Source organism: Salinisphaera sp. SWV1 (assembly GCF_052044155.1).
Lineage (GTDB): Bacteria > Pseudomonadota > Gammaproteobacteria > Nevskiales > Salinisphaeraceae > Salinisphaera.
In genome coordinates this window covers 28836-47693 of record NZ_JBQDYE010000010.1, presented here as the reverse complement: position 1 = coordinate 47693, position 18858 = coordinate 28836, and the positions used below count along the sequence as shown (strand labels likewise).

The 18858-nt window shown below is 66.1% G+C and carries 17 protein-coding genes; 11 read left to right on the top strand and 6 right to left on the bottom strand.

All coding sequences use genetic code 11. The annotated features are described in order from the left end of the window. The first annotated feature begins 5 nt into the window (after nt 1–5). Nucleotides 6–659, top strand: coding sequence for a PLP-dependent aminotransferase family protein (locus ACS8YF_RS06895; protein WP_440849484.1), 654 nt, complete (start codon nt 6–8; stop codon nt 657–659). On the opposite strand, the gene ACS8YF_RS06890 is transcribed toward ACS8YF_RS06895, so the two are convergent. Further along, nucleotides 651–1316 carry an HAD-IA family hydrolase gene (locus ACS8YF_RS06890; protein WP_440849483.1) on the bottom strand — a complete coding sequence of 222 codons (666 nt, stop codon included), beginning with the start codon at nt 1314–1316 and terminating at the stop codon, nt 651–653. The two genes, ACS8YF_RS06895 and ACS8YF_RS06890, sit on opposite strands and share 9 nt — an antisense overlap. A 170-nt stretch (nt 1317–1486) precedes the next feature. Here ACS8YF_RS06890 and ACS8YF_RS06885 point away from each other — a divergent pair, with 170 nt between their 5' ends. Continuing rightward, nucleotides 1487–2671 carry a GGDEF domain-containing protein gene (locus tag ACS8YF_RS06885; protein ID WP_440849482.1) on the top strand — a complete coding sequence of 395 codons (1185 nt, stop codon included), beginning with the start codon at nt 1487–1489 and terminating at the stop codon, nt 2669–2671. Nucleotides 2672–2695: 24 nt separating this feature from the next. Here ACS8YF_RS06885 and ACS8YF_RS06880 read toward each other — a convergent pair whose 3' ends face one another. Then, entirely contained in the window at nt 2696–3703 is a 1008-nt protein-coding gene (locus tag ACS8YF_RS06880) for a LacI family DNA-binding transcriptional regulator (RefSeq protein WP_440849481.1), read from the bottom strand. Between the two features lie 108 nt (nt 3704–3811). Between ACS8YF_RS06880 and ACS8YF_RS06875 the strand changes: the two genes are divergently transcribed. Then, nucleotides 3812–4657 carry a phytanoyl-CoA dioxygenase family protein gene (locus ACS8YF_RS06875; protein ID WP_440849480.1) on the top strand — a complete coding sequence of 282 codons (846 nt, stop codon included), beginning with the start codon at nt 3812–3814 and terminating at the stop codon, nt 4655–4657. 69 nt (nt 4658–4726) lie between these two features. On the opposite strand, the gene ACS8YF_RS06870 is transcribed toward ACS8YF_RS06875, so the two are convergent. Next, nucleotides 4727–5812, bottom strand: a complete 1086-nt coding sequence (locus ACS8YF_RS06870; protein WP_440849479.1) for a right-handed parallel beta-helix repeat-containing protein — start codon at nt 5810–5812, stop codon at nt 4727–4729. Nucleotides 5813–6016: 204 nt separating this feature from the next. Between ACS8YF_RS06870 and ACS8YF_RS06865 the strand changes: the two genes are divergently transcribed. Further along, nucleotides 6017–7777 carry a methyl-accepting chemotaxis protein gene (locus ACS8YF_RS06865; protein ID WP_440849478.1) on the top strand — a complete coding sequence of 587 codons (1761 nt, stop codon included), beginning with the start codon at nt 6017–6019 and terminating at the stop codon, nt 7775–7777. Nucleotides 7778–8099: 322 nt separating this feature from the next. Here ACS8YF_RS06865 and ACS8YF_RS06860 read toward each other — a convergent pair whose 3' ends face one another. After that, nucleotides 8100–8336, bottom strand: coding sequence for an META domain-containing protein (locus ACS8YF_RS06860; protein WP_440849477.1), 237 nt, complete (start codon nt 8334–8336; stop codon nt 8100–8102). Nucleotides 8337–9117: 781 nt separating this feature from the next. Between ACS8YF_RS06860 and ACS8YF_RS06855 the strand changes: the two genes are divergently transcribed. Then, nucleotides 9118–12057: a TonB-dependent receptor gene (locus tag ACS8YF_RS06855; RefSeq protein ID WP_440849476.1), complete on the top strand. Its 2940-nt coding sequence runs from the start codon at nt 9118–9120 to the stop codon at nt 12055–12057. Between the two features lie 145 nt (nt 12058–12202). Here the strand turns inward: ACS8YF_RS06855 and ACS8YF_RS06850 are convergent, their stop codons facing one another. Further along, nucleotides 12203–12988, bottom strand: a complete 786-nt coding sequence (locus ACS8YF_RS06850) for an enoyl-CoA hydratase-related protein (protein ID WP_440849475.1) — start codon at nt 12986–12988, stop codon at nt 12203–12205. A 168-nt stretch (nt 12989–13156) separates the two neighbouring features. Here ACS8YF_RS06850 and surE point away from each other — a divergent pair, with 168 nt between their 5' ends. The 6 genes from surE (at nt 13157) to ACS8YF_RS06820 (ending at nt 18192) form a co-directional block, all read left to right on the top strand. Then, nucleotides 13157–13972: a 5'/3'-nucleotidase SurE gene (gene surE / locus ACS8YF_RS06845; protein WP_440849474.1), complete on the top strand. Its 816-nt coding sequence runs from the start codon at nt 13157–13159 to the stop codon at nt 13970–13972. After that, nucleotides 13969–14910: a ketopantoate reductase family protein gene (locus ACS8YF_RS06840; RefSeq protein ID WP_440849473.1), complete on the top strand. Its 942-nt coding sequence runs from the start codon at nt 13969–13971 to the stop codon at nt 14908–14910. Before surE ends, ACS8YF_RS06840 begins: the two co-directional genes overlap by 4 nt. Nucleotides 14911–14994: 84 nt before the next feature. After that, entirely contained in the window at nt 14995–16101 is a 1107-nt protein-coding gene (locus tag ACS8YF_RS06835) for a histone deacetylase family protein (RefSeq protein WP_440849472.1), read from the top strand. Next, on the top strand, nt 16098–16613 hold the full coding sequence (locus ACS8YF_RS06830) for a GNAT family N-acetyltransferase (RefSeq protein ID WP_440849471.1): 516 nt from the start codon (nt 16098–16100) through the stop codon (nt 16611–16613). The genes ACS8YF_RS06835 and ACS8YF_RS06830 overlap by 4 nt, the downstream gene beginning before the upstream one ends. A 35-nt stretch (nt 16614–16648) precedes the next feature. Then, nucleotides 16649–16822 (top strand): DUF2256 domain-containing protein, encoded by a 174-nt coding sequence (locus tag ACS8YF_RS06825; RefSeq protein ID WP_440849470.1) that lies wholly within the window; start codon nt 16649–16651, stop codon nt 16820–16822. Then, nucleotides 16819–18192 (top strand): DASH family cryptochrome, encoded by a 1374-nt coding sequence (locus tag ACS8YF_RS06820; RefSeq protein ID WP_440849469.1) that lies wholly within the window; start codon nt 16819–16821, stop codon nt 18190–18192. The genes ACS8YF_RS06825 and ACS8YF_RS06820 overlap by 4 nt, the downstream gene beginning before the upstream one ends. A 148-nt stretch (nt 18193–18340) precedes the next feature. On the opposite strand, the gene ACS8YF_RS06815 is transcribed toward ACS8YF_RS06820, so the two are convergent. Next, the gene (locus ACS8YF_RS06815) at nt 18341–18796 is read right to left on the bottom strand and encodes a MarR family winged helix-turn-helix transcriptional regulator (RefSeq protein WP_440849468.1); all 456 of its coding nucleotides are present in this window, start codon (nt 18794–18796) and stop codon (nt 18341–18343) included. Between the last annotated feature and the right edge of the window lie 62 nt (nt 18797–18858).

Genomic DNA, 18858 nt, shown 5'->3' with positions numbered 1-18858 from the left:
TCCCGATGGGCGCGACGCTGTCGATGGCACGTCGGCTCGCGCTGATCGACCGGGCGCGTCGGCGCGATGCCTGGATCATCGAGGACGATTACGACAGCGAGTTCCGTTATGCCTCGGCGCCGCTGTCGGCCATGCAGGGGCTGGCCGCGCGGGCCGACGGCGAGGGGCCGGTGCTTTATGTCGGCACGTTCAGCAAGACGATGTATCCCGGCCTGCGGCTCGGCTACGTCGTCCTGCCGCCGGCGCTGGTGGGGCCGATGCGCCGGGCCAACGTCCGCCAGTTCCGCGAGGGCGATTATGTCCTGCAGGCCGCGCTGGCCGAGTTCATGCACGGCGGCGGTTATGCCCGGCACGTGGCCCGCATGCGCCGGCTGTATGCGCGGCGCCAGCAGTGTTTGCGCGATGTACTCGGCACCGGCACCCGGCTGATCGGCGGGGCGGCGGGCCTGCATGTGGTGCTGCCGCTGGATACGCGCGATGGGGAGCGCCGGCTGGTCGCCGCGGCCGCCGAGCGCGGCATCGCGCTCGCGCCGCTGTCGGGGTATTTCATGCGCCCGCGGGGCGATCCCGGCCTGGTGCTGGGCTACGCCAATGCGACCGAAGCCGGTATCGAGCGCGCCGGCGGCTGGCTTGCGCGGCGGTTGCGGCGCCTAAGGTAGATGGATGCGCAGCCGGCCGTCGCTCTGCACCTGCGACGACACGCCGCGGTAATCACGGATGCTCGGATGCCCGGTATCCCGCGCTGCCGAATGCAGTGCCGTAATCACCACCACCGCGGCGCCAACGGCTTCGGCGGCCTGCACGCCAGCGATGGCGTCCTCGAAGATCAGGCAACGGTCAGCGCTCACGCCCAGGCGTTCGGCGCCGAGCCGGAAGGCGTCTGGCGCCGGCTTGCCGCGGGTCACGTCGTCGCCGGCGACCAGGGTATCGGGTTGCGGCAGGCCGGCGGCCTCGATACGGCGCTCGGCCAGGCGGCGCGACGCCGAGGTGACGATCGCCCAGCGGTCGCGCGGCAGCCCGCCCAGGAAGTCGGCCGCGCCGGTGATGGGCTCGATCCCCGCCACATCCGCGATTTCGGCCTCGAGTATGGCTTCGGCCTCGGCCTGTGGGTCGATATCCGTCAGGCCGCTGTCGCGTACGCTGTCGATCGCCCGCTTGCCGTGAATGGTGGGCAAAAAGGCGGCGACATCCAGTCCGTGGCGGTTGGCCCATTGGGTCCAGACACGCTCGGCGGCGGCGATCGAGGTCAGAACGGTGCCGTCCATGTCGAACAGCAGGGCATCGAAGGCGGGGTGCGCGGTGCTCGGATGGGCCATCGGGGTGCAGAACCTGGAAACGAAGCGGCCAAGCCTACCTTGAGACGGCGTACTTGTCCCGTGCCGTTCGTCCGGCGCCGGGTATCGTTGTAACCGCGTCTGCGTATACTGGCGGTGACGGTCCGGTGCCCGATGCACAGGGGCGATGGTGATCAACACGGAGGGAAAACGTGGCCGGACACGACGTGCGTTGGGGCGAGATGATCCACGGCGCACGCATTTTTCTGACGACGACGCATGGTGCGATCTACCTGGCGGCCAAGCGCGCCGATTTTTCCGAATTCACCCGGGGCACGCTGCTCGTCACGGCGCTGTTTATGATCACGGCCATCGCCTGGGACTTCGCGATCGACCCGGTGAACGCGCGGCGGGTAATCTGGTTGCGGTGTCTGGAGTCGGCCCTGGTCCTGCTGTGGGCGCTGGCGAGCTGGCGCAATGTGCATGCGCCCATGGCACGGGCGCTCGCCATCCTGGGCCCGCTGGGCGTCGAGGCAACATTCGTTCATGTTCTCGGCGTCCTCGATCAGGGCGCGTCCTTCGGCATGGGCGGGTTCCTGTACTTCTTTATTTTTGTGCCGTTTCTGACGCTCGTGCAGCCGCTGGCGTTTTCCGTGGCCGTTCTGGTGCTGATCGCGGTCTGCCCGCCGATTCTCGGTGCTTGCGGCGTTACCGCCGATCTCGATTGGTGGGTGTACGCGGCGTACATCGGCCTGGTGATCGGGCCGGTAATGCTCATTCTGTTGATGTTCGAGTATCTGTACTGGACGGTATTTCGCTATCGCGAACAGGTCGAGGTCCAGGCGGTGACCGACGGTCTGACGCGGCTGGCGAACCGGCGTTACTTCATGGCCGAGGCGGCTGCTCGGCTGGGCCGCCAGAATGCACGCGGCGGGGCGGCCAGCCTGTTGTTCATCGACATCGACCGCTTCAAGGCCGTCAACGACGCCCATGGCCATGCAATCGGCGACCAGGTGCTTACCCATGTGGTGGCGCGGCTGCGCCAGGTGCTGCGCGATGGTGACCTGATCGCGCGCTACGGCGGCGAGGAGTTCGTGGCGCTGCTTTCGGACACCGATACCGAGCGGGCGGTGGCGGTGGCCGAACGCATACGGCAGGCGGTTCGAACGGCGCCCTGTGACATCAACGCATGCGGCCAGTCTCTTACGTCCACCGTGAGCATCGGTATCGCGACGCATCGCGCGGAACAGCCGATCGATCTCGACCGGCTTATCGTCGACGCCGATCACGCGGTCTACGAGGCCAAGCGCACCGGCCGGGACCGCGTGGTCGCCGCCGACACCCGGGCGCGAGTGCAGACGGTCGATGTAAACGGGGCCCAGCGGCCCGGGTCCTGACGCGCGGCATCCCGCTCGCGCCGTTCAGGCGGCCGAGCTTTGTCGGATTTCCAGGCGATGCGGTACCCGGCGCTCGCGGGCGGGCAGCGTATGATCAGCCAGTCGATCCCCCAGGCAGTCCAGCACCAGTGCCACCAGGCGCGGCTTGTCCGGTGCGATGGTCGACAGCGCCGGCACGCTGTAGCGCCCGGCCTCGATGTTGTCGAAGCCGACCACCGCGACATCCCCTGGCACCGAGCGCCCGCTCGCGGCCAGGGTATGCATCGCACCGAGCGCGAGCTGGTCAGTGAAGCAGAACACGGCATCGACATCCGGGGCGACGGCAAGCAGTTGCTGCATGGCCCGGGCGCCGTCCGGATGATGGAGTCGCTCGACCGACATCTCGAGCGTGGGATCCGGGCTCAGGCCGGCTGCCATCAGCGCCTGGCGATAGCCCGCGGCACGTAGACGCCCGGTCTGGTTCGCCAGGTGCGGCTGGATGCCGATCGCTGCCACGCGGCGCCGGCCGCCGGCCAGCAGATGGGCCGTGGCCTCGCGCGCCGCGGCCACATTGTCGACCACGACGCGATCGAGCAGCCCCCATCCGGGGCGCTCGCCGAGCATGACGACCGGTGGCGCGGACGGGCCGCGCTCGATTTCATCCGCGCTCATCGCCCAGGGGCTGAATACGATGGCGTCGGCGCCGGGGCCATGCGTCCCGGCCAGCATCGCGCGCTCGCGGGCCAGTTCGCCGTCGCTCTGCTCGATGTGCACGGTCCAGTCGCGTTGTTCGGCCGAGCGGACAAAATGCGCGGCGATTTCAGCAAAGTAAGGGGAATCGATTTCCGGCAGAACCAGGCTGATCACCAGGCGCTGCCCCTGCCGGAGCTGGCGTGCCGCGATGTTCGGCCGGTAGCCGAGCTCGGCGATCGTGGCCTGCACGCGCTGGCGCGTGGCGGCTGCGACGTGGGGAAAGTCATTGACCACATTGGACACGGTGCGAACCGAGACGTTGGCCTGGGCGGCCACGTCCCGCAAAGTGATTCGGCTCAAACGTTTCTCCCAAACACGATGATCGATAACTTTTAGGGCATACTATTGCAGGATAATTTTGCAACGTTGCAAAAATTGGAAAGAATATAAAACAAAGCGTTGGAAAACATGGTCGATACAGCATTTTCGGATAGGCGCGGGCCCACGGTATCGGCGGTGGATACCGTCGCCGCTGCGCTATATCGCGATGGCGTGGTTGAACACCAGCAGGCGCTGGGCCGTGTTTGGGCGGCCGAACTCGCGGCCGATATCGATGCCGCCTGTGCCGCGGCGCCATACGCGTGCGCGCACGGCGGTGGAGGCGGCGCGCGGCGCGGTTATGCAGAGATCCATCCGGAGGCGCTGCGCGGGTTCGTGGCGCTGGTCGATCATCCGTGGGTGCGTGCGGTGTCGGCGGCGGTGTTGGGGCCGGATTATCGGATCATGGCCGTGGGGCTCGATCACCGTTCGTCCGGCAGCGCGGATCAGTCCTGGCACCGCGATTGTCCGAGCCCGCGCGCGACGCGCCGCGAGCGTCGCCTGACGTCATTGGCATTCGATGTCGCTTGCATGGATAGCGCGCCCCATACGGGGGCGTTCGAGGTGGCGGTGGGTACCCAATGGGAATCCGGCGCCGACTTCGAGCATGAAATGTTCCCGGCGCGATCCGAGTACGCCCGCTACGCGCGACTGGCCGTGCCGCAGTGCCCGCGGGCGGGCGATATTTCAGCGCGTTCGCCGCTCGCTATTCATCGCACAACGCAAAATCACTCGGACCGCCGGGCCCGGCCGGCACTGGTGCTGAGCATGGGCGCGCCCGGCGTCGGCAATGACGGCCGTCACGCCATGGCGGTAACCCGGGCATTCTGGCTGGGTCTGCCGCCACACGTGCGCCAGCACATGGCTTGCCCGATCGTCGGCGCACTCGTTCCGCCGGCCCACGGGATGGCGGGTGCGCCTGGACCGGTGGCATAGGCGCGTCCTGTGCTCCGACCCTGGCCGGCCCGATCCGGGGCCGCAACGCCGCACCGAGCGTGCGGCCGGCTATTCGTGGGAAATTCCGTTGGGATGGGGCGCGGCGGTATCGGCGGGCACCTGCCGATTGTGTTCGGTTCTGGCGGTGCCGCCATCGCGTGTCTTGATCGGGCCGCTGACCCGGTTGTCGCGGATGATGCCGCTGCTCCCGGGAAAGCGGGATTCGATGGCGCCGGTCCCGGGACCGTTGCGCAGCACCGTATTGCCCTGAACCAGGAAATCGTGGGCCTTGTTGAGATAGATGCCGGCGTCGTCGGTATCGTGAATGACGTTGTCCCGGATCACACCGCCCCGGGTCTCGTATCGCGTATCGGCATTGCGGAAATACACGTCGTCGGTGCCACCGCCACCGAAGGACAGGCCGATGAAACTGTTCTCCACCTGGTTGTCCGCGAATACTGTCTTGTGTGCGTTGCCCTTGGCGAACGCGGCGTACGCCGGACCGCCGTCGGCGCGACGAATGTTGACGAAATGGTTGCCGAGCAAATGCCAGCCATTGCCGGCTACGATATCCACGCCTTCGACCACGCTGCGGCGCCCGGTCGTGGTGAAGCCGATCCAGCAATTCTCGATCGTGCCGTTGTCGGAATAGGCCGCCGGGCCGCTGGCATGGGTGGGGCTGGTGATCTTGAAACCGGATTCGCCGTTGTCGAGCGTGCGCAGGTTGTCCGCGGTGAAGCGATCGGAATCGTTGTTGATCTGTACGCCGTGGTCGTAGCTGTCGCGCAGCGTCAGGTTTTCCAGCGTGATGTTGTCAGCGTTGTTCAGCCGGACGTTCGACTGCAGGCCTGGATCGTCGATGCCCGGCCCGCGGATGACCGTGTCGGCATAGTCGCGGGTGGCGCCGCTGATGGTGAGGTCGTGCTTGCCCCGAATCCGGATCGCCCGGGCCTGGCGGTAAACGCCGGGCGCGAGAATGATGGTTTCGCCCGCCGGGGCATCGTCGATCGCGGTCTGCAGTCCGGCCAGTGAGGATACGGTGACGCGGGACGGATGCGCCGTCGGGACACAACCGCTGACGAGCAACAGCGCCAGCAGGGGTACTACGCGCGAAACGCAACAACGATAGGGCATCGGGCCGGACCTCGTGGACATGATTCGATCGAACCGGCCCCGGCGTCGAAACGCCCGCATCGTCCCTCGCACCGTGCATGAGAGCAGGTTTGGCCGTCGCGGGCAACTGCGCGCCCGAGCGCGCGGCCCGGCCGGCGCGCTCAGGTTCCAGCCCGCGCGGCCGATAGATAGCGCAGAACCGGCGCCGGTATCGGCGAGCGGCAGCGACGCGGGGGAGAACACAGCATGCTGAATGTCCGAAAGAGCGTACGAGCCAAGATCGGACTGGGTCTGGGGCTGACCTTCGTCCTGGTTGCCGTGCTGGTCGCGGTTTCCCTGTGGTCGATTAGCACGGTGAATAAAGCCACCACCGAAATCTATCGCAGCAATATGGTCGCCAGTACGGCCATCGCCCGTACCCAGTCCCTGCTGTCGGACCTCAAAGGCGACATCAAGGTTGCGCTCAATTCCTCGGCCCAGTCGGCCAATGTGCGCAATCTGCCGGACGAGATCGCTCGGGTACGCAAGCAGGTGAAGACCGCCTGGAGACAATATTATCCGGCGTTGGCCGGCAGCGGCGACGAAGCGAAGACCGCAAAGAAAGCCCAGGCCACGCTCGCTGGCATCGATGACGCGCTGGGGCGTTTCGCGGGGACCATCCAGGACCAGGGCATCCTCGGCGCGGCCATGTTCTATGGCACGTCGTTGCGGCAACCGCTCGCGCAGATCAATGACCAACTCGATACCTTGTCCGGCTTCGAGAACAAGACGGCTGCGGCGGCTTTCGTGCAGGAACAACGGGTGGCGCATCTGGCCCGGCTGGGCATGACGGGCTTCGGTGGCGCGGTATTGCTGGTCACGCTGATTGTCATGATCTGGCTGGCGCGCATGATCATGCGCCCGCTCAATACGGCCCGCGGCTTCGTCGAAGCGATCGCCGACGGCGATCTCGGCGTGGCCATTCACAACCCCTACCGCGACGAGTTCGGCGCGATGATCGGTGCCATCGAAGCGATGCGTGCGCGTCTGGCCCGCGTGGTTCAGCGTGTGCGCGGTCATGCCGAGTCGGTTTCGGGCGGGGTCGGCGAAATCGCGTCGGGTAATGAGGAACTCAGCACGCGAACCCAGCAGCAGTCCGCCAGTCTCGAGGAAACCGCGGCGTCCATGGAACAAATGACCGCGACCGTGCGCCAGAATGCCGACAATGCGGCCCAGGCCGATCAGCTGGCGCGGACGGTGCGGGACCAGGCGCATTCCGGCACCGACGTGGTCGGCCGGGCGGTCGAGTCGATGCAGGCGATCGATGCGGTCAGCCGCCGGATCGCCGAGAACATCAGCTTGATCGACGATATTGCCTTCCAGACCAATCTGCTGGCGCTCAATGCCTCGGTGGAGGCGGCGCGCGCGGGCGAGCAGGGGCGCGGTTTTGCGGTGGTGGCCTCGGAAGTGCGCAATCTGGCGACGCGCAGCGCCACGGCGGCCAAGGAGATCAATGCGCTGGTCGCCGAAAGCGTAGCGAAAGTGGCGGATGGCTCACGCGACGTCGGGCTTTCCGGTGAAACGCTGAACCAGATCACGGGCAGTATCAATCAGGTCAGCGACGTCGTCGCCGAGATCGCGGCCGCGAGCAAGGAACAGACGGGTGGTATCGAGCAGGTCAACCAGGCGGTCACGCAGATGGATGGCATGACGCAACAGAATGCGGCACTGGTTGAGGAGTCGGCGGCGGCCAGCCGATCACTGAGCGAGCGGGCGCGCGAGTTGATCGCCGAGGTGGGTTTCTTCCGGCTCGCCGGCGGGCCAGGGCAGACGGCTGGCGCGAAGCAGCCCGCCGCGCCCGCGGCCGAGCATCGCCCGGCCGCCGATAGCGGCGCCGAGCCTGCCGCCGCGAAGGAACCGGCGGTCGAAAGGGTGCCCGCACGGCGTGCCACGCCGGCGCCCGCTGCGCCCGCGCCTGTTGCAGTAGCGGCCGGGGCAGAATCGGACTCGGACTGGGCCACGTTCTGAACCACGTTCTGAGTGATTGTCGGATGCCGCCTTCGGGGCGGCGATCGAAGACGGCGTGAGCCGGCGGGCCGTAGCGGTGCGCCCCGCCCGCCGGACTGGATTCACGCCATCCGGCGTGGCGTTGCCGGATAGGGGCGACGACGCATCGCGACCGAACGCGGCATCGTGTCGCGCGGCAACCGGCCCGGGCTTGCGGCCGAGGGCGCGTGAATGAAGCCCTGCCCTTGGGATAGGCCAAACTCGGCGTCAGAAAGTCGTTTTGGCACAGATGTTTGCGATGCAATCCATATCGGGCCGGTCGCTCGATAAACCCTGTTGGCGCTTATGCGGCGCGAAACACGGCCAATGGCGCGGGATCGTTGTCGGTGCCGTAGAGCAACAGGAAATCGCCCAGCGTCTCGAAATGCCGTGTACGGCGCAGCGCCTCGAAAAGCGCTTGCTCGGTATCGGCCTGATTCGAACAGGCCCGGCGCGTGGTGGCCACCGGCTCGATGCGCAGTTGGTCGTCGTGGCGCTGGTAACGTGCCGTCAGGCGATTGCACCCGGTCGAGCCGGTCACCGGCATCGCCGATGCCGCGCGCGCTCGGTATTCAAACCGTGGGTCTGCGTAAGCGTTGGTTCCAGCAAACCCGTAACCCCTGCGACGCGTGCGTTATCGCACGCTTGTCAGTCAATGCGGTGATGCCGGCCTGTTTTTAGTCAGGCTCCGAAGCGACGACATCTGATCCGCAGCTTGTGACCCGCGGGTCCGGAAGACCCGGGGTGAACGCGGCGCACTCACCACTTGCGCGGCTGCCTGCAGCACTCGTGCGAGATGGGCGCCGGGCGATTGTGGTGATCGGCCGGACGAAGAGCGGGCGATCCGCGGCATTGCGCCCCCGCCGCTATGCGACTCTCGTGAATTGGCAGCTCGGTAGCGGCGCAATCTATTGCTGATTCGCGTCGCCCGGTCATGGGCGACCGATGCGATATATCCGATGTCTCCACGCCGCGCATCGCACCCGGCACGTTGCCCTTCGGCCGTGCAGCCGTGTGCTCGTGGGTGCCGGCATTTCAATGGACCTGCTCGCCTGCGCCGTACTTTGCAGACACGGCGAAACTTTATCAGGAAAGGTTTTTTACGCGATTGCCATTCGCAATCTGGCCATCGCGTAGATGATGGCCCTGATCTTGCATTGAACGTGTCCCAGCTTGCGCTAACGCGTTTTCCGCGGATGCAGGGCGCATCCGTTCCGGTCTCGACTATTCATTTTGGTTTTTTGCAGGCCGTTGACCGAAAAAGGGAGCGGGGCCGTGGCTGGAAGGGAGGAAGAGGGCTTTGCTCTTTTCGGAAATTGTAAATGTCCTACCGTTATTGGGGATCGATCATGACCGAAGCGTCAGCTTCTGAGGCTGAAAAGCCTTGGGTGCGTACTGATGAATATGTATCAGGCGTAACGAACTGGAAAAATACGTCCAAAGCATCGATTTGTGCCTGTCTGCTTGCGTTGTCGCCTGTCGGTGCCGCCCTTGCGCAGACGACTGGCTCATCTTCGAGTAGTGGCGACAATGGCTATGTTGCGCCTGCTGCAGCCAGCGGTGATGCTGGCGCCAGCGCCAGTGGGGTAGCGCCGGCGGCCCCCGCGGCGGCGGCGCCTGCAGCAGCGGCCCCCGCAGCAGCGTCGGCTTCTGCGTCCTCGAGCTCGGCGGCGGTTTCTGCGCCGACTACCAATCTGGGCAGTGTGGCGGTAACCGGTACCGCGATCGCGCGTACCGACGCCGCGACTTCTCTCCCGGTCACGGTTTACAAGGCGTCTGATCTGCGCAAGCAGGGTATTACGTCCACGCCCCAGCTGTTACAGCAGTTGGCGGGTAATGACAGTTCTTCCGGCCCGGGTTTTGGTACCGGCGCACAGAACACGGGCGGCGCGTCTTTCGCCGATTTGCGCGGCCTGGGTCCGAACAAGACCCTGATCCTGCTGAACGGGCGTCGTCTGGCGGTCAACGGTTTGTTCGGCAACGGTTCCGGGACGGATCTCAACAGCATTCCGTTTGCGGCCATCGACCGTGTGGAAGTGCTGCGCAGTGGCGCGTCGGCCTTGTACGGCACCGACGCGGTCGGCGGCGTGATCAACTTCATCACCAAGAAGAATCTTCAGGGCGGCGACGTCAGCCTGCAGGAAACGCTGCCGACTCGTAGCGGTGGCGGGAATGGAACGACGCTGAGCGCGACCTTTGGCAAGGGCGATCTCGATAAGGACGGCTGGAACATCATGGGTACGCTGGAATACCGGCGTCAGCAGGCCGTCAATGCCAATGATCGCAGTTTTGTGACCCCACTCGATCCGCGCATCGATGCCGTCTCGTCGTTCACCTACCCCGGTCAATATGTCGCCAACCCCAACTACAATCCGACGGCACCGGGCTGTAATGTGCATGGCGAAGTCAGCATCGGCGATAGCGTGTCCTGCCGCGAGAACTACACCGCGCTCGGAGCGAACGTTGTAGACCGGTCGAACGAGCCCTCGGCCTATCTGCGCGGCGCGTACAAGATCAACGACAACAACAAGGTTTCGTTGAGCTATCTGTGGACGCGCAATACCAACTACACCCTGTCGGCGCCGTCGCCCACCGTCGGCAACTTCGGCTCCTCGGTCGCGATCAGTCCCTCGAGCCCGTATTACCCGGGCAACGGCGTGGTGCCGCTGCCGACGACCGCGGCTGAAGGTGCCGGCAGCTTCGATCCCACGCAGCCGGCGCAACTGCGCTATCGCGCTGTTCCGCTGGGTCCGCGTATCGCCCGCAACGTCAACCAGAGTCAGCGCGCGGTCATGGCCTTCACGGGCCGTTTCCTGGGTGGCTTCCATTACGACACGGCGCTTAATTTCGACCAGAGCACCACCACGCAGAATCTCGTCAGCGGGTTCTTCAATCAGGCCTATGGCGCCAATTCCTTCCAGACCGCGGTCAACGACGGCTCCTTCAATCCGTTCACCAGCAACCCGACCCCTGCCCAGTTGGCAAAACTTCGAAGTCTGGAAACGACCGGGGAGCTCGACCAGTATCGTACCCGTGCCTATATCTGGGACGGCAAGGTCGATCATGAGTTGGGTGACTGGTTCGGCGCCGGCCAGGCCGCGCTCGCGCTGGGCGCCCAGTATCGGCACGAGACGTTGAGCGAGTACGTCAACGGGTCCGTGGCACAGCGGGCGACCAGCGAGGGTATCGAGGCCACGCAGATCAATAAGAACCGAGACGTGGAAAGCGTGTTCGGTGAATTGAACATTCCGCTGCTGAAAAATCTGTCGCTCGACGCCCAGGCGCGCTTCGACAACTACAGCGATGTCGGTACAACGACCAACCCCAAGGTCTCGCTTCGTTACCAGCCGTTCAGGATGCTGGTGCTGCGCGCGCACTATGCCGAGGGGTTTCACGCGCCCACGCTGTACGATCTCTACCAGCCGCCGTCCGTCACTAATTCCTCAGGCGGGCTCAACGATCCGTTGCGTTGTCCGGGCGGCACGCCCATCGCAGGCGCCAATGCTTCGGTCAGCTGTAATCAGCAGTTCAACGAGCAGATCGGCGGCAACAAGAATCTCCAGCCGGAGACATCGCAAAGCTGGGGTGCCGGCTTCGTTCTGCAGCCGATCAAATATGTGTCCCTGTCCGCAGACTTCTGGCATATCCGGATCACGAACCTGATTTCCGTGCCGCCAGACGACTATATCTTCAGCCACTACAGCAAGTACGCGAATGAGTTCCACCGGAACGGGGCTGGCGGGCCGATCAACTACATAAGCGACCTCAACCAGAATCTGGGCGCGATCACCACCAGTGGTGAGGACGTCGATCTTAAGTTCAATCTTCCGACCGACACCGGCGATTACACGCTGGCCTTGACTGGCACGTATACGAATTACTTCGAGCAGCAGGTGGTGCCGGGCGGGAAATTCATATCGAACGTGGGCCGTTATGCCAACGACCAGGTCGAGTTCCGCTGGAAGCACAACATTACGCTGGGCTGGAGCAAGGGCCCTTGGGCGCTGGCGGTCGTCAACCACTACGAGAGTGGCTACCGGGATTCAGGCGGGGATCGGCAGGTGCATCCCTTTATTACCTGGGATACCTATGGCTCCTACTCGTTCCACGACGGTGTCCAGATCACGCTGGGCTCGGATAACGTGTTCGACAAGAACCCGCCGTTCTCGGTGCAGACCTATGCCGGCAATTCCGGGTATGACGCCCGTTATGCCAGCGGTCTCGGCCGTACCGTCTACGGTAGGCTGAGCTATGACTTCTGATAGGTAGAAGGATTGGCCCTGAGCCGCCGCCACCGTGAGGTGGCGGCGTTTTCATGGGCTCGGACGGAATGACTGCGGGCAGCGTTCAGGCTGGCCGCAAGGTAAAGGGCGCGTGACGCCGTCAGCGCGCCCGGGCGGCCTCGTTTCAGCGCTTGTTGCGGTTCAGGAATGCGTTCATGATCTCGCGGACTTCGCTGCTGGCGAGTCGCTGTCCGAAAATTTCGGCCTCGCGCTCGATCTGGGCCACGGTGTCGGCCGTATTCATGCCTTCGCGCAGCAGGCGCTTGCTTGCGCTCATCGCCCCGGGCGGTTTTGCGGCCAGGCGTGCGGCCAGTTCGTGGGTACGATCGGCCAGCTGGGCGGCCGGCACGCGATAAGCGATCAGGCCCATGTGCTGCGCTTCCTCGGCGCTGAGCGTGTCGCCGGCGAGCAGCAGGCGGGCAGCGTTCTGGCGCCCGACCAGTGCCGGCAGCAGCCGGCTCGAGCCGGCTTCCGGCACCAGGCCGAGATCGATGAAGGCCGTATAGAAACGCGCATCGTCCGCAGCGACGACCAGATCGGCATGCAGCAACAGCGTGGTGCCGATGCCGGTGGCCTGGCCCTGGACGGCGACCACGATCGGCTTGTCGCATTCGGCCATGCGGCGGATGAAACTTAGCGCCGGTCCGTCGGTGCCGGCATCGCCGGACGCGGGATCCGCGTTGGCGAAGTCGGCGATATCGTTGCCGGCACAGAACATCGGGCCTTCGCCGTCGAGCACGATGACGTGTATATCGGGGTCGTCCACGGCGGCCGCGATGGCGGTGCCCAGATCGGCATACATGGCGCGCGTCAGCGCATTGCGCTTGTCGGCGCGATCGAGGGTGACGCGCAGCACATGGTCGTCGATGGTGGCGCGGACATGGCCGCTCTGCAGATCGGGTCGGGTCATGGGACGCTCGCCAAAAAGATGAAGATACTGTGCCGTATGTACACCGCCGGGGCGGCATTCGGCAAGTCGGTGAGGGTCGCTGTGGCGCGGTGTTCGACCGGTTGGCACCCGCGCTGCAATGCGGGTGCGCTAAGCTGGTCGCCCTTTGCGAGGCGGAGACAGGCTTCGATGAAACTCGAACGCATTGTGGTGACCAACGACGACGGTATCGACGCTCCCGGCCTGGCGGTCGCCGAGCGGCTGGCGGCGACGCTGGCCGATGAGGTCTGGGTGTTCGCGCCGGCCACCGATCAGAGCGGCATGGCGCAGGCGCTGTCCATGCACCATCCCCTGCGGGTTCGCGAGCATGCGCCCCGGCGGCACTCGGTGACCGGCACGCCGGCCGATTGCGTGATGGTCGCGCTGGGTACCGAGTTGATGGGCGGTCAACGCCCGGATCTGGTGCTCTCGGGCGTGAACTGGGGCCACAATCTGTCCGATTCGGTGATGTATTCCGGCACCGTGGGGGCGGCCGTGGCCGCCGCGCATTTCGACCTGCCGGCGATCGCGCTCAGTCAGGCTTTCACCGATCGGGCCGTGTTTGACTTCGGCGTGACCGAAACCTGGGGCGGGGCGGTCGTCGCCGCGCTCTGGGCGGCGCGGCAGGAACATGGCTGTGCCTGGAACATCAATTTCCCGATGTGCGACCCGGACGCGGTGAACGGGCTGCGTTTCACGCGTCAGGTCGGCGGCAGCATGGCCGCGCCGCGGCTCGTCGAGCAGCGCGATTCACGCGGCCAGTCCTATCGCTGGATGGCGTTCGAGCGCGGGCTCGAATCGGTCGATCACGCGCATTCCGATGCCGCGGCCCTGCGCGCGGATTATGTCTCGGCCATGCCGCTCAAGCGGGAACGTTGCGACGAGGCGCGCCTGGCGGCCGTGGGCGTCGGCCGCGAGTGGACGCTGCGAGCGCGCCAGGCGCCGGCGACGCGGGGGACCGGATGAGTCCGCGCGTGCCGCGCATCGTGATCGTCGGCGCGGGCGCCATCGGTGCGTTCTACGGCGCCATACTGCAACGCGCCGGGGCGCGCGTGGAGGTGGTGCTGCGTTCGCATGTCGACATCGTGCGTGCGCGTGGCTTCCGCATCGACAGTCCGATGGGCGACTTGTCATACCGGCCGGCCGCGGTCCATCACATTGCCGACGCCGCCACCCCGGGAGCCGATGTCGTGATCTGTTGCGTCAAGGTGTTGCCGGAGGTCGACCGGGCCGCGCTGATCGCGCCCTGGCTCGGCGCGCGATCGGCCATCGCCCTGATCGAGAACGGGCTGGATATCGAGCCGCCGGTGGCGGCGGCGCTGCCCGGTCATCCGCTGGTCAGCGCGCTGGCCTTCGTCGCGGTCAGCCGGCGCGCGCCGGGCGAGATCGAGCACCGGGCGTATGGTCGGCTCACGCTCGGCGCCTGGCCGAGCGGCGTGAGTGCCGAAGCACGCGATCTGGCCGACGGGTTCGAGGCCGGTGGCATCGATGTAAAGTGCAGCGCCTCGATCGTGCGCGAGCGCTGGGCCAAGAGTTTGTGGAACACGCCGTTCAACCCGATTTCCGTGCTGGCGGACGGCACCGATACGGTGACGCTGCTGGATACGCCCGGCGGCGAGACGCTGGCCCGGGCCGCGATGACCGAGGTGATGGCCGTGGCCGCCGCCGACGGCCATCCGTTACCGGCAGACGCGGTCGATCGCAATATCGAGGCCACACGGCGCATGCCGGCCTATCGCAACAGCATGGCGCTGGATTATCGGGCCGGGCGCGCACTGGAGGTCGACGCCATTCTCGGTAATGTCGTGGCCCGGGCCGAGGCGCTCGGGGTGGCGGTGCCGCGCCTGCATACGCTGCAGACCCTGATCGCCATGCGCGAGCGCGAGGCCACCGCGCGCGGATGAGATCGGCCCGCGTGCCGCCCCCGGTATCGCGTCGGCCGCGTCACGGCGCTATGCTGCGTGTCGGTCCGCACTGGAGGGACAAGCGTGATCGGTGACCGAGATGTAACCGTGTTCTACGACGAACGTGTGCTCCTGCACCGCCCGGAGGCTCAAGAGCCGTTCCTGCCGGGGCGGATGAACAGCCGGGTACGCCATATCCTCGAAGGCCTGGGCATGGAGGCCAAGTGGAGCTATCCCGAGCATCCGGGACGCGTGACGGCGATCAACGATCTGCTGCACGCCGAACCGGTGCCCGGGGTCCGGTTCGAGACGGGCCGGGTGGCCACGATGGAGCAACTTCAGCGCGTGCATACCACGTCGTACGTGGAAAGCCTGCACGAGCTCAGGGGCAAGCAGGCGTGGCTGGATGTCGATACCACGGCGGTTTCCGCCGGCAGCCTGGAGGCGGCGGAAGTCGCGGCGGGTTCGGTGGTGGCGGCGGTCGATGCGGTGTTTGAAAAGCGCACCGGTTCGGCGTTCGTGGTATCGCGCCCGCCCGGGCATCATGCCAACGCGGTACGCGCGCGCGGGTTCTGTCTGTTCAACAATATCGCGGTCGGTGCCGCCCATGCGCAGGCGCACTGGGAAGCCGAGCGTGTTCTGATCGTCGATTGGGACGCCCATCACGGCAACGGGACTCAGGATATCTTCGCCGCCGATCCGAACGTGTTGTTCTTCGACACGCATCGCGCGGCCCCGTTCTATCCGGGCACCGGGCCTATGGACAACGTGGGCGAGGGGCTCGGCGAGGGCACGACGGTCAACGTGCCGTTGCCCGGCGACGCCGGCGACCTCGCCATGATCCGCGCATTCGAAGATATCCTCGTGCCGGCGGCCGAGTGGTTCAAGCCGGACCTGGTGATGGTCTCGGCTGGCATGGATGCGCATATCAATGAAATGTGCCTGACCATGACCTTCGACGGGTTCAGCGCGTTGACCGGGATCGTTCAGTCGCTTGCCGACACCTACTGCGACGGCCGGTTGGTGATGGCGCTGGAAGGCGGCTACAACCCGGAAACCCTGGCCCGCTGCACACGCACCACGCTCGAGGTGATGGCGGGCGCGTCGCCATCGCCGCTGCGCGAGCCGGGCGTGGCCGAGGTCGCCGAGATCGCCGAATTCCATCGTACGGCCTTCGCGGACATGGAATGAGCGGCGCCGGTACCGGCGAGGCCGGCGATACGCGCCCGACCCGGCTGCCGGTCGCGCTGGCGCCGGTCACGCGGGCCAACTGGCAGGCGGTGATCGCGCTGCGCGTCGAGGCGGAACAGGCCGACTATCTCGCGTCCAATCTGTATTCATTGGCCGAGGCCTACGTGGAACCCACCTGCCGCCCGCGCGCGATCATCGCCGGGCAAACAGTGGTCGGGTTTGCCATGTATGAATACGTCGCCGCCGAGAACGCGTTCAATATTCCGCGTTTCATGATCGATGCCGGCTGGCAGGGCTACGGCTACGGCCGGGCCGGACTGAAACAGCTGCTCGCGGAAATCGCGGCCGAACATGCGGATGCCACCGTGCTGATCAGCCTTCGGCCCGACAACGAGGCCGCGCGCCGGTTGTATGCCGGTCTCGGTTTCGTCGAAACCGGGCGTCGTAGCCACGGCGAGGACATCATGCGGCGCGCGCCATACCCTGCATCCGACCCGGAGCCTCCTGCGTAGGGATTCAGCCTGAGTCTGGTTCGGATCCCGTATTCATGCCACGGATGCGCAAGAAGGGTGATTTGCCCGCGAAGCGGTGCGCCCACTGCGATCGGGCTTTCGCCTGGCGCAGAAAATGGGCACGGGACTGGCCGCGGGTGAAATACTGCAGCAAGGCGTGCCGTTCGGCCCATTCCGGGCCGGCGGTAAGTAGTGGGGTGGCCGGATGAGCCGCGCGATCTGCTGGTTCAAGAACGATCTCCGGGTGGACGACAATCCCGCGCTTACGGCGGCGCTACAGGCCGGCGCGGTCGTCGCGGTCTATTGCGTCGATGCCCGTCTTGCCGCCGCGAGCGAATACGGCGCGCCCAGGGTTGGCGCGCATCGCCGCAGCTTCATTGCCCAGGCGCTGGCCTCGCTGCGCGCCGGTCTCGAGCCCTATGGGGTGGAGCTGCTGGTGCTGGCGGGCGAGCCGGAGACGATCCTCGTGCGGCTGGCGCAAGCCAACGGTGTGGCATCGGTCTGGACCGCCGCGGAGAGTGCGCCCGAGGAGGCCGGCCAGGTCCGCCGGGTGCGCCGGGCGCTGGCACGGCGCGGTGTGGCCCTGTACGAAACCCGGCCCAATACGCTGCATGCGCGCGGCGATCTGCCGTTCGATCTCGATGACATGCCCCGCGTGTTCACGCGTTTCCGGCGTCGTATCGAGCGCGGCGCGCGGCCGGCCCGCCCGATCGAGCCGCCGAGCGATGGGGTCGGAATCGCGGCCGTGGACTTATCCGGCATCGACCGGTTCGATCCGGCCGCCTGGTCCGGCCTCGCCACACGCTTTCTCGGCGGGGAGACGGCCGGACGCGCGCAGCTGTCGCACTACCTCTGGCAATCCCGAGCGGTCACCCGCTACAAGCACAGCCGCAACCAGCTCATGGGCACGGATTTCTCGTCCAAACTCTCGCCCTGGCTGGCCAGCGGCTGTCTATCGGTGCGGCGAGTCGCCGACGAACTGTCACGCTTCGAATCCGATGTGGTCGCCAACGAATCGACGTACTGGCTGTTGCTCGAATTGCGTTGGCGCGAATTTTTCCACTGGGTGCTCGCGCGCCATGGCGCGCGGCTGTTCGCGCGCAGCGGTCTGCTCGACCGGCACGATCGGCCGGCGGTCGTGGATGCGGCCGTGCTGGAAGCCTGGAAGGACGGATACACCGGCATGCCGTTCGTGGACGCCAATATGCGCGAACTGGCGGCGACCGGGTACATGTCCAATCGCGGTCGTCAGAATGCGGCCAGCTACCTGGCGCGCGACCTGGGTCAGGACTGGCGCTGGGGCGCGGCCTGGTTCGAGGCCCAGCTGATCGACTATGACGTCGCCAGCAACTGGGGCAACTGGGCGAATATCGCCGGCGTGGGCACCGACAAGCGCGACCAGGGGTTCGACGTGCTGGCGCAGGCCCTGCAGTATGATAGCGAAGCCGAGTATGTGGTCCGGTGGGTGCCCGAACTCGAGACACTGCCGCGCAAGTATCGCCATACGCCGTGGCTTGCCGCGGCGGAAACGCTTGAGGCCGTCGGCTACCCGCGGCTTGCAATGGCCCGCTCGTCCTAGGGCACGACCGTTGTCGGCACGGCGTGCCTTGTGGTGCCAAGGCTTGAAGCGTTTCGGCCGCCGGCGCCGCGCAACCGGCCCGGGCGGCGGGGGCGGGGCAGTCGGTTGGGCGCGATCGCGGTGCGGCTCGCGCCCGGCCTCGAACCGATTAGTTCTTTTCCAGGTTATCGATGAGTTCCATCACCTGAGCCTGGAGCTGGCGCGACTCCGGGCGCGTGAGTTCCATGCGGCAGAGCATGTCCGCCTGGATGTGGTGCGCCTGCGACTTCAGCTCCAGCCCCTGGTCGGTCAGATAAATGAGCACGCGCCGCTCATCGTTGTTGTCGCGCTGGCGCGTGACCAGTCCGGATTTTTCCATGCGCTTGAGCAGGGGAGTGAGCGTGCCGCTGTCCAGATACAACGAATGACCCAGCTCCCCGACCGAGCGCGGCGCGGACTCCCAGAGCACCAGCATCACCAGATACTGCACGTAGGTGAGCCCCAGCGGCTCGAGCAGGGGGCGGTAGGCTCGTGTTATTCGATGCGTCGCGGTATACAACGCAAAGCATAACTGTTCGTCGAGCGCCGGGAATTCGGCGTCTGCGGGCGCGGATTGGGCGGTCATGGCGAACTCATCCTCAATGTACATGCGCCGGTATTGTGCGCTGTCCAACCGGGCGGCGTCAT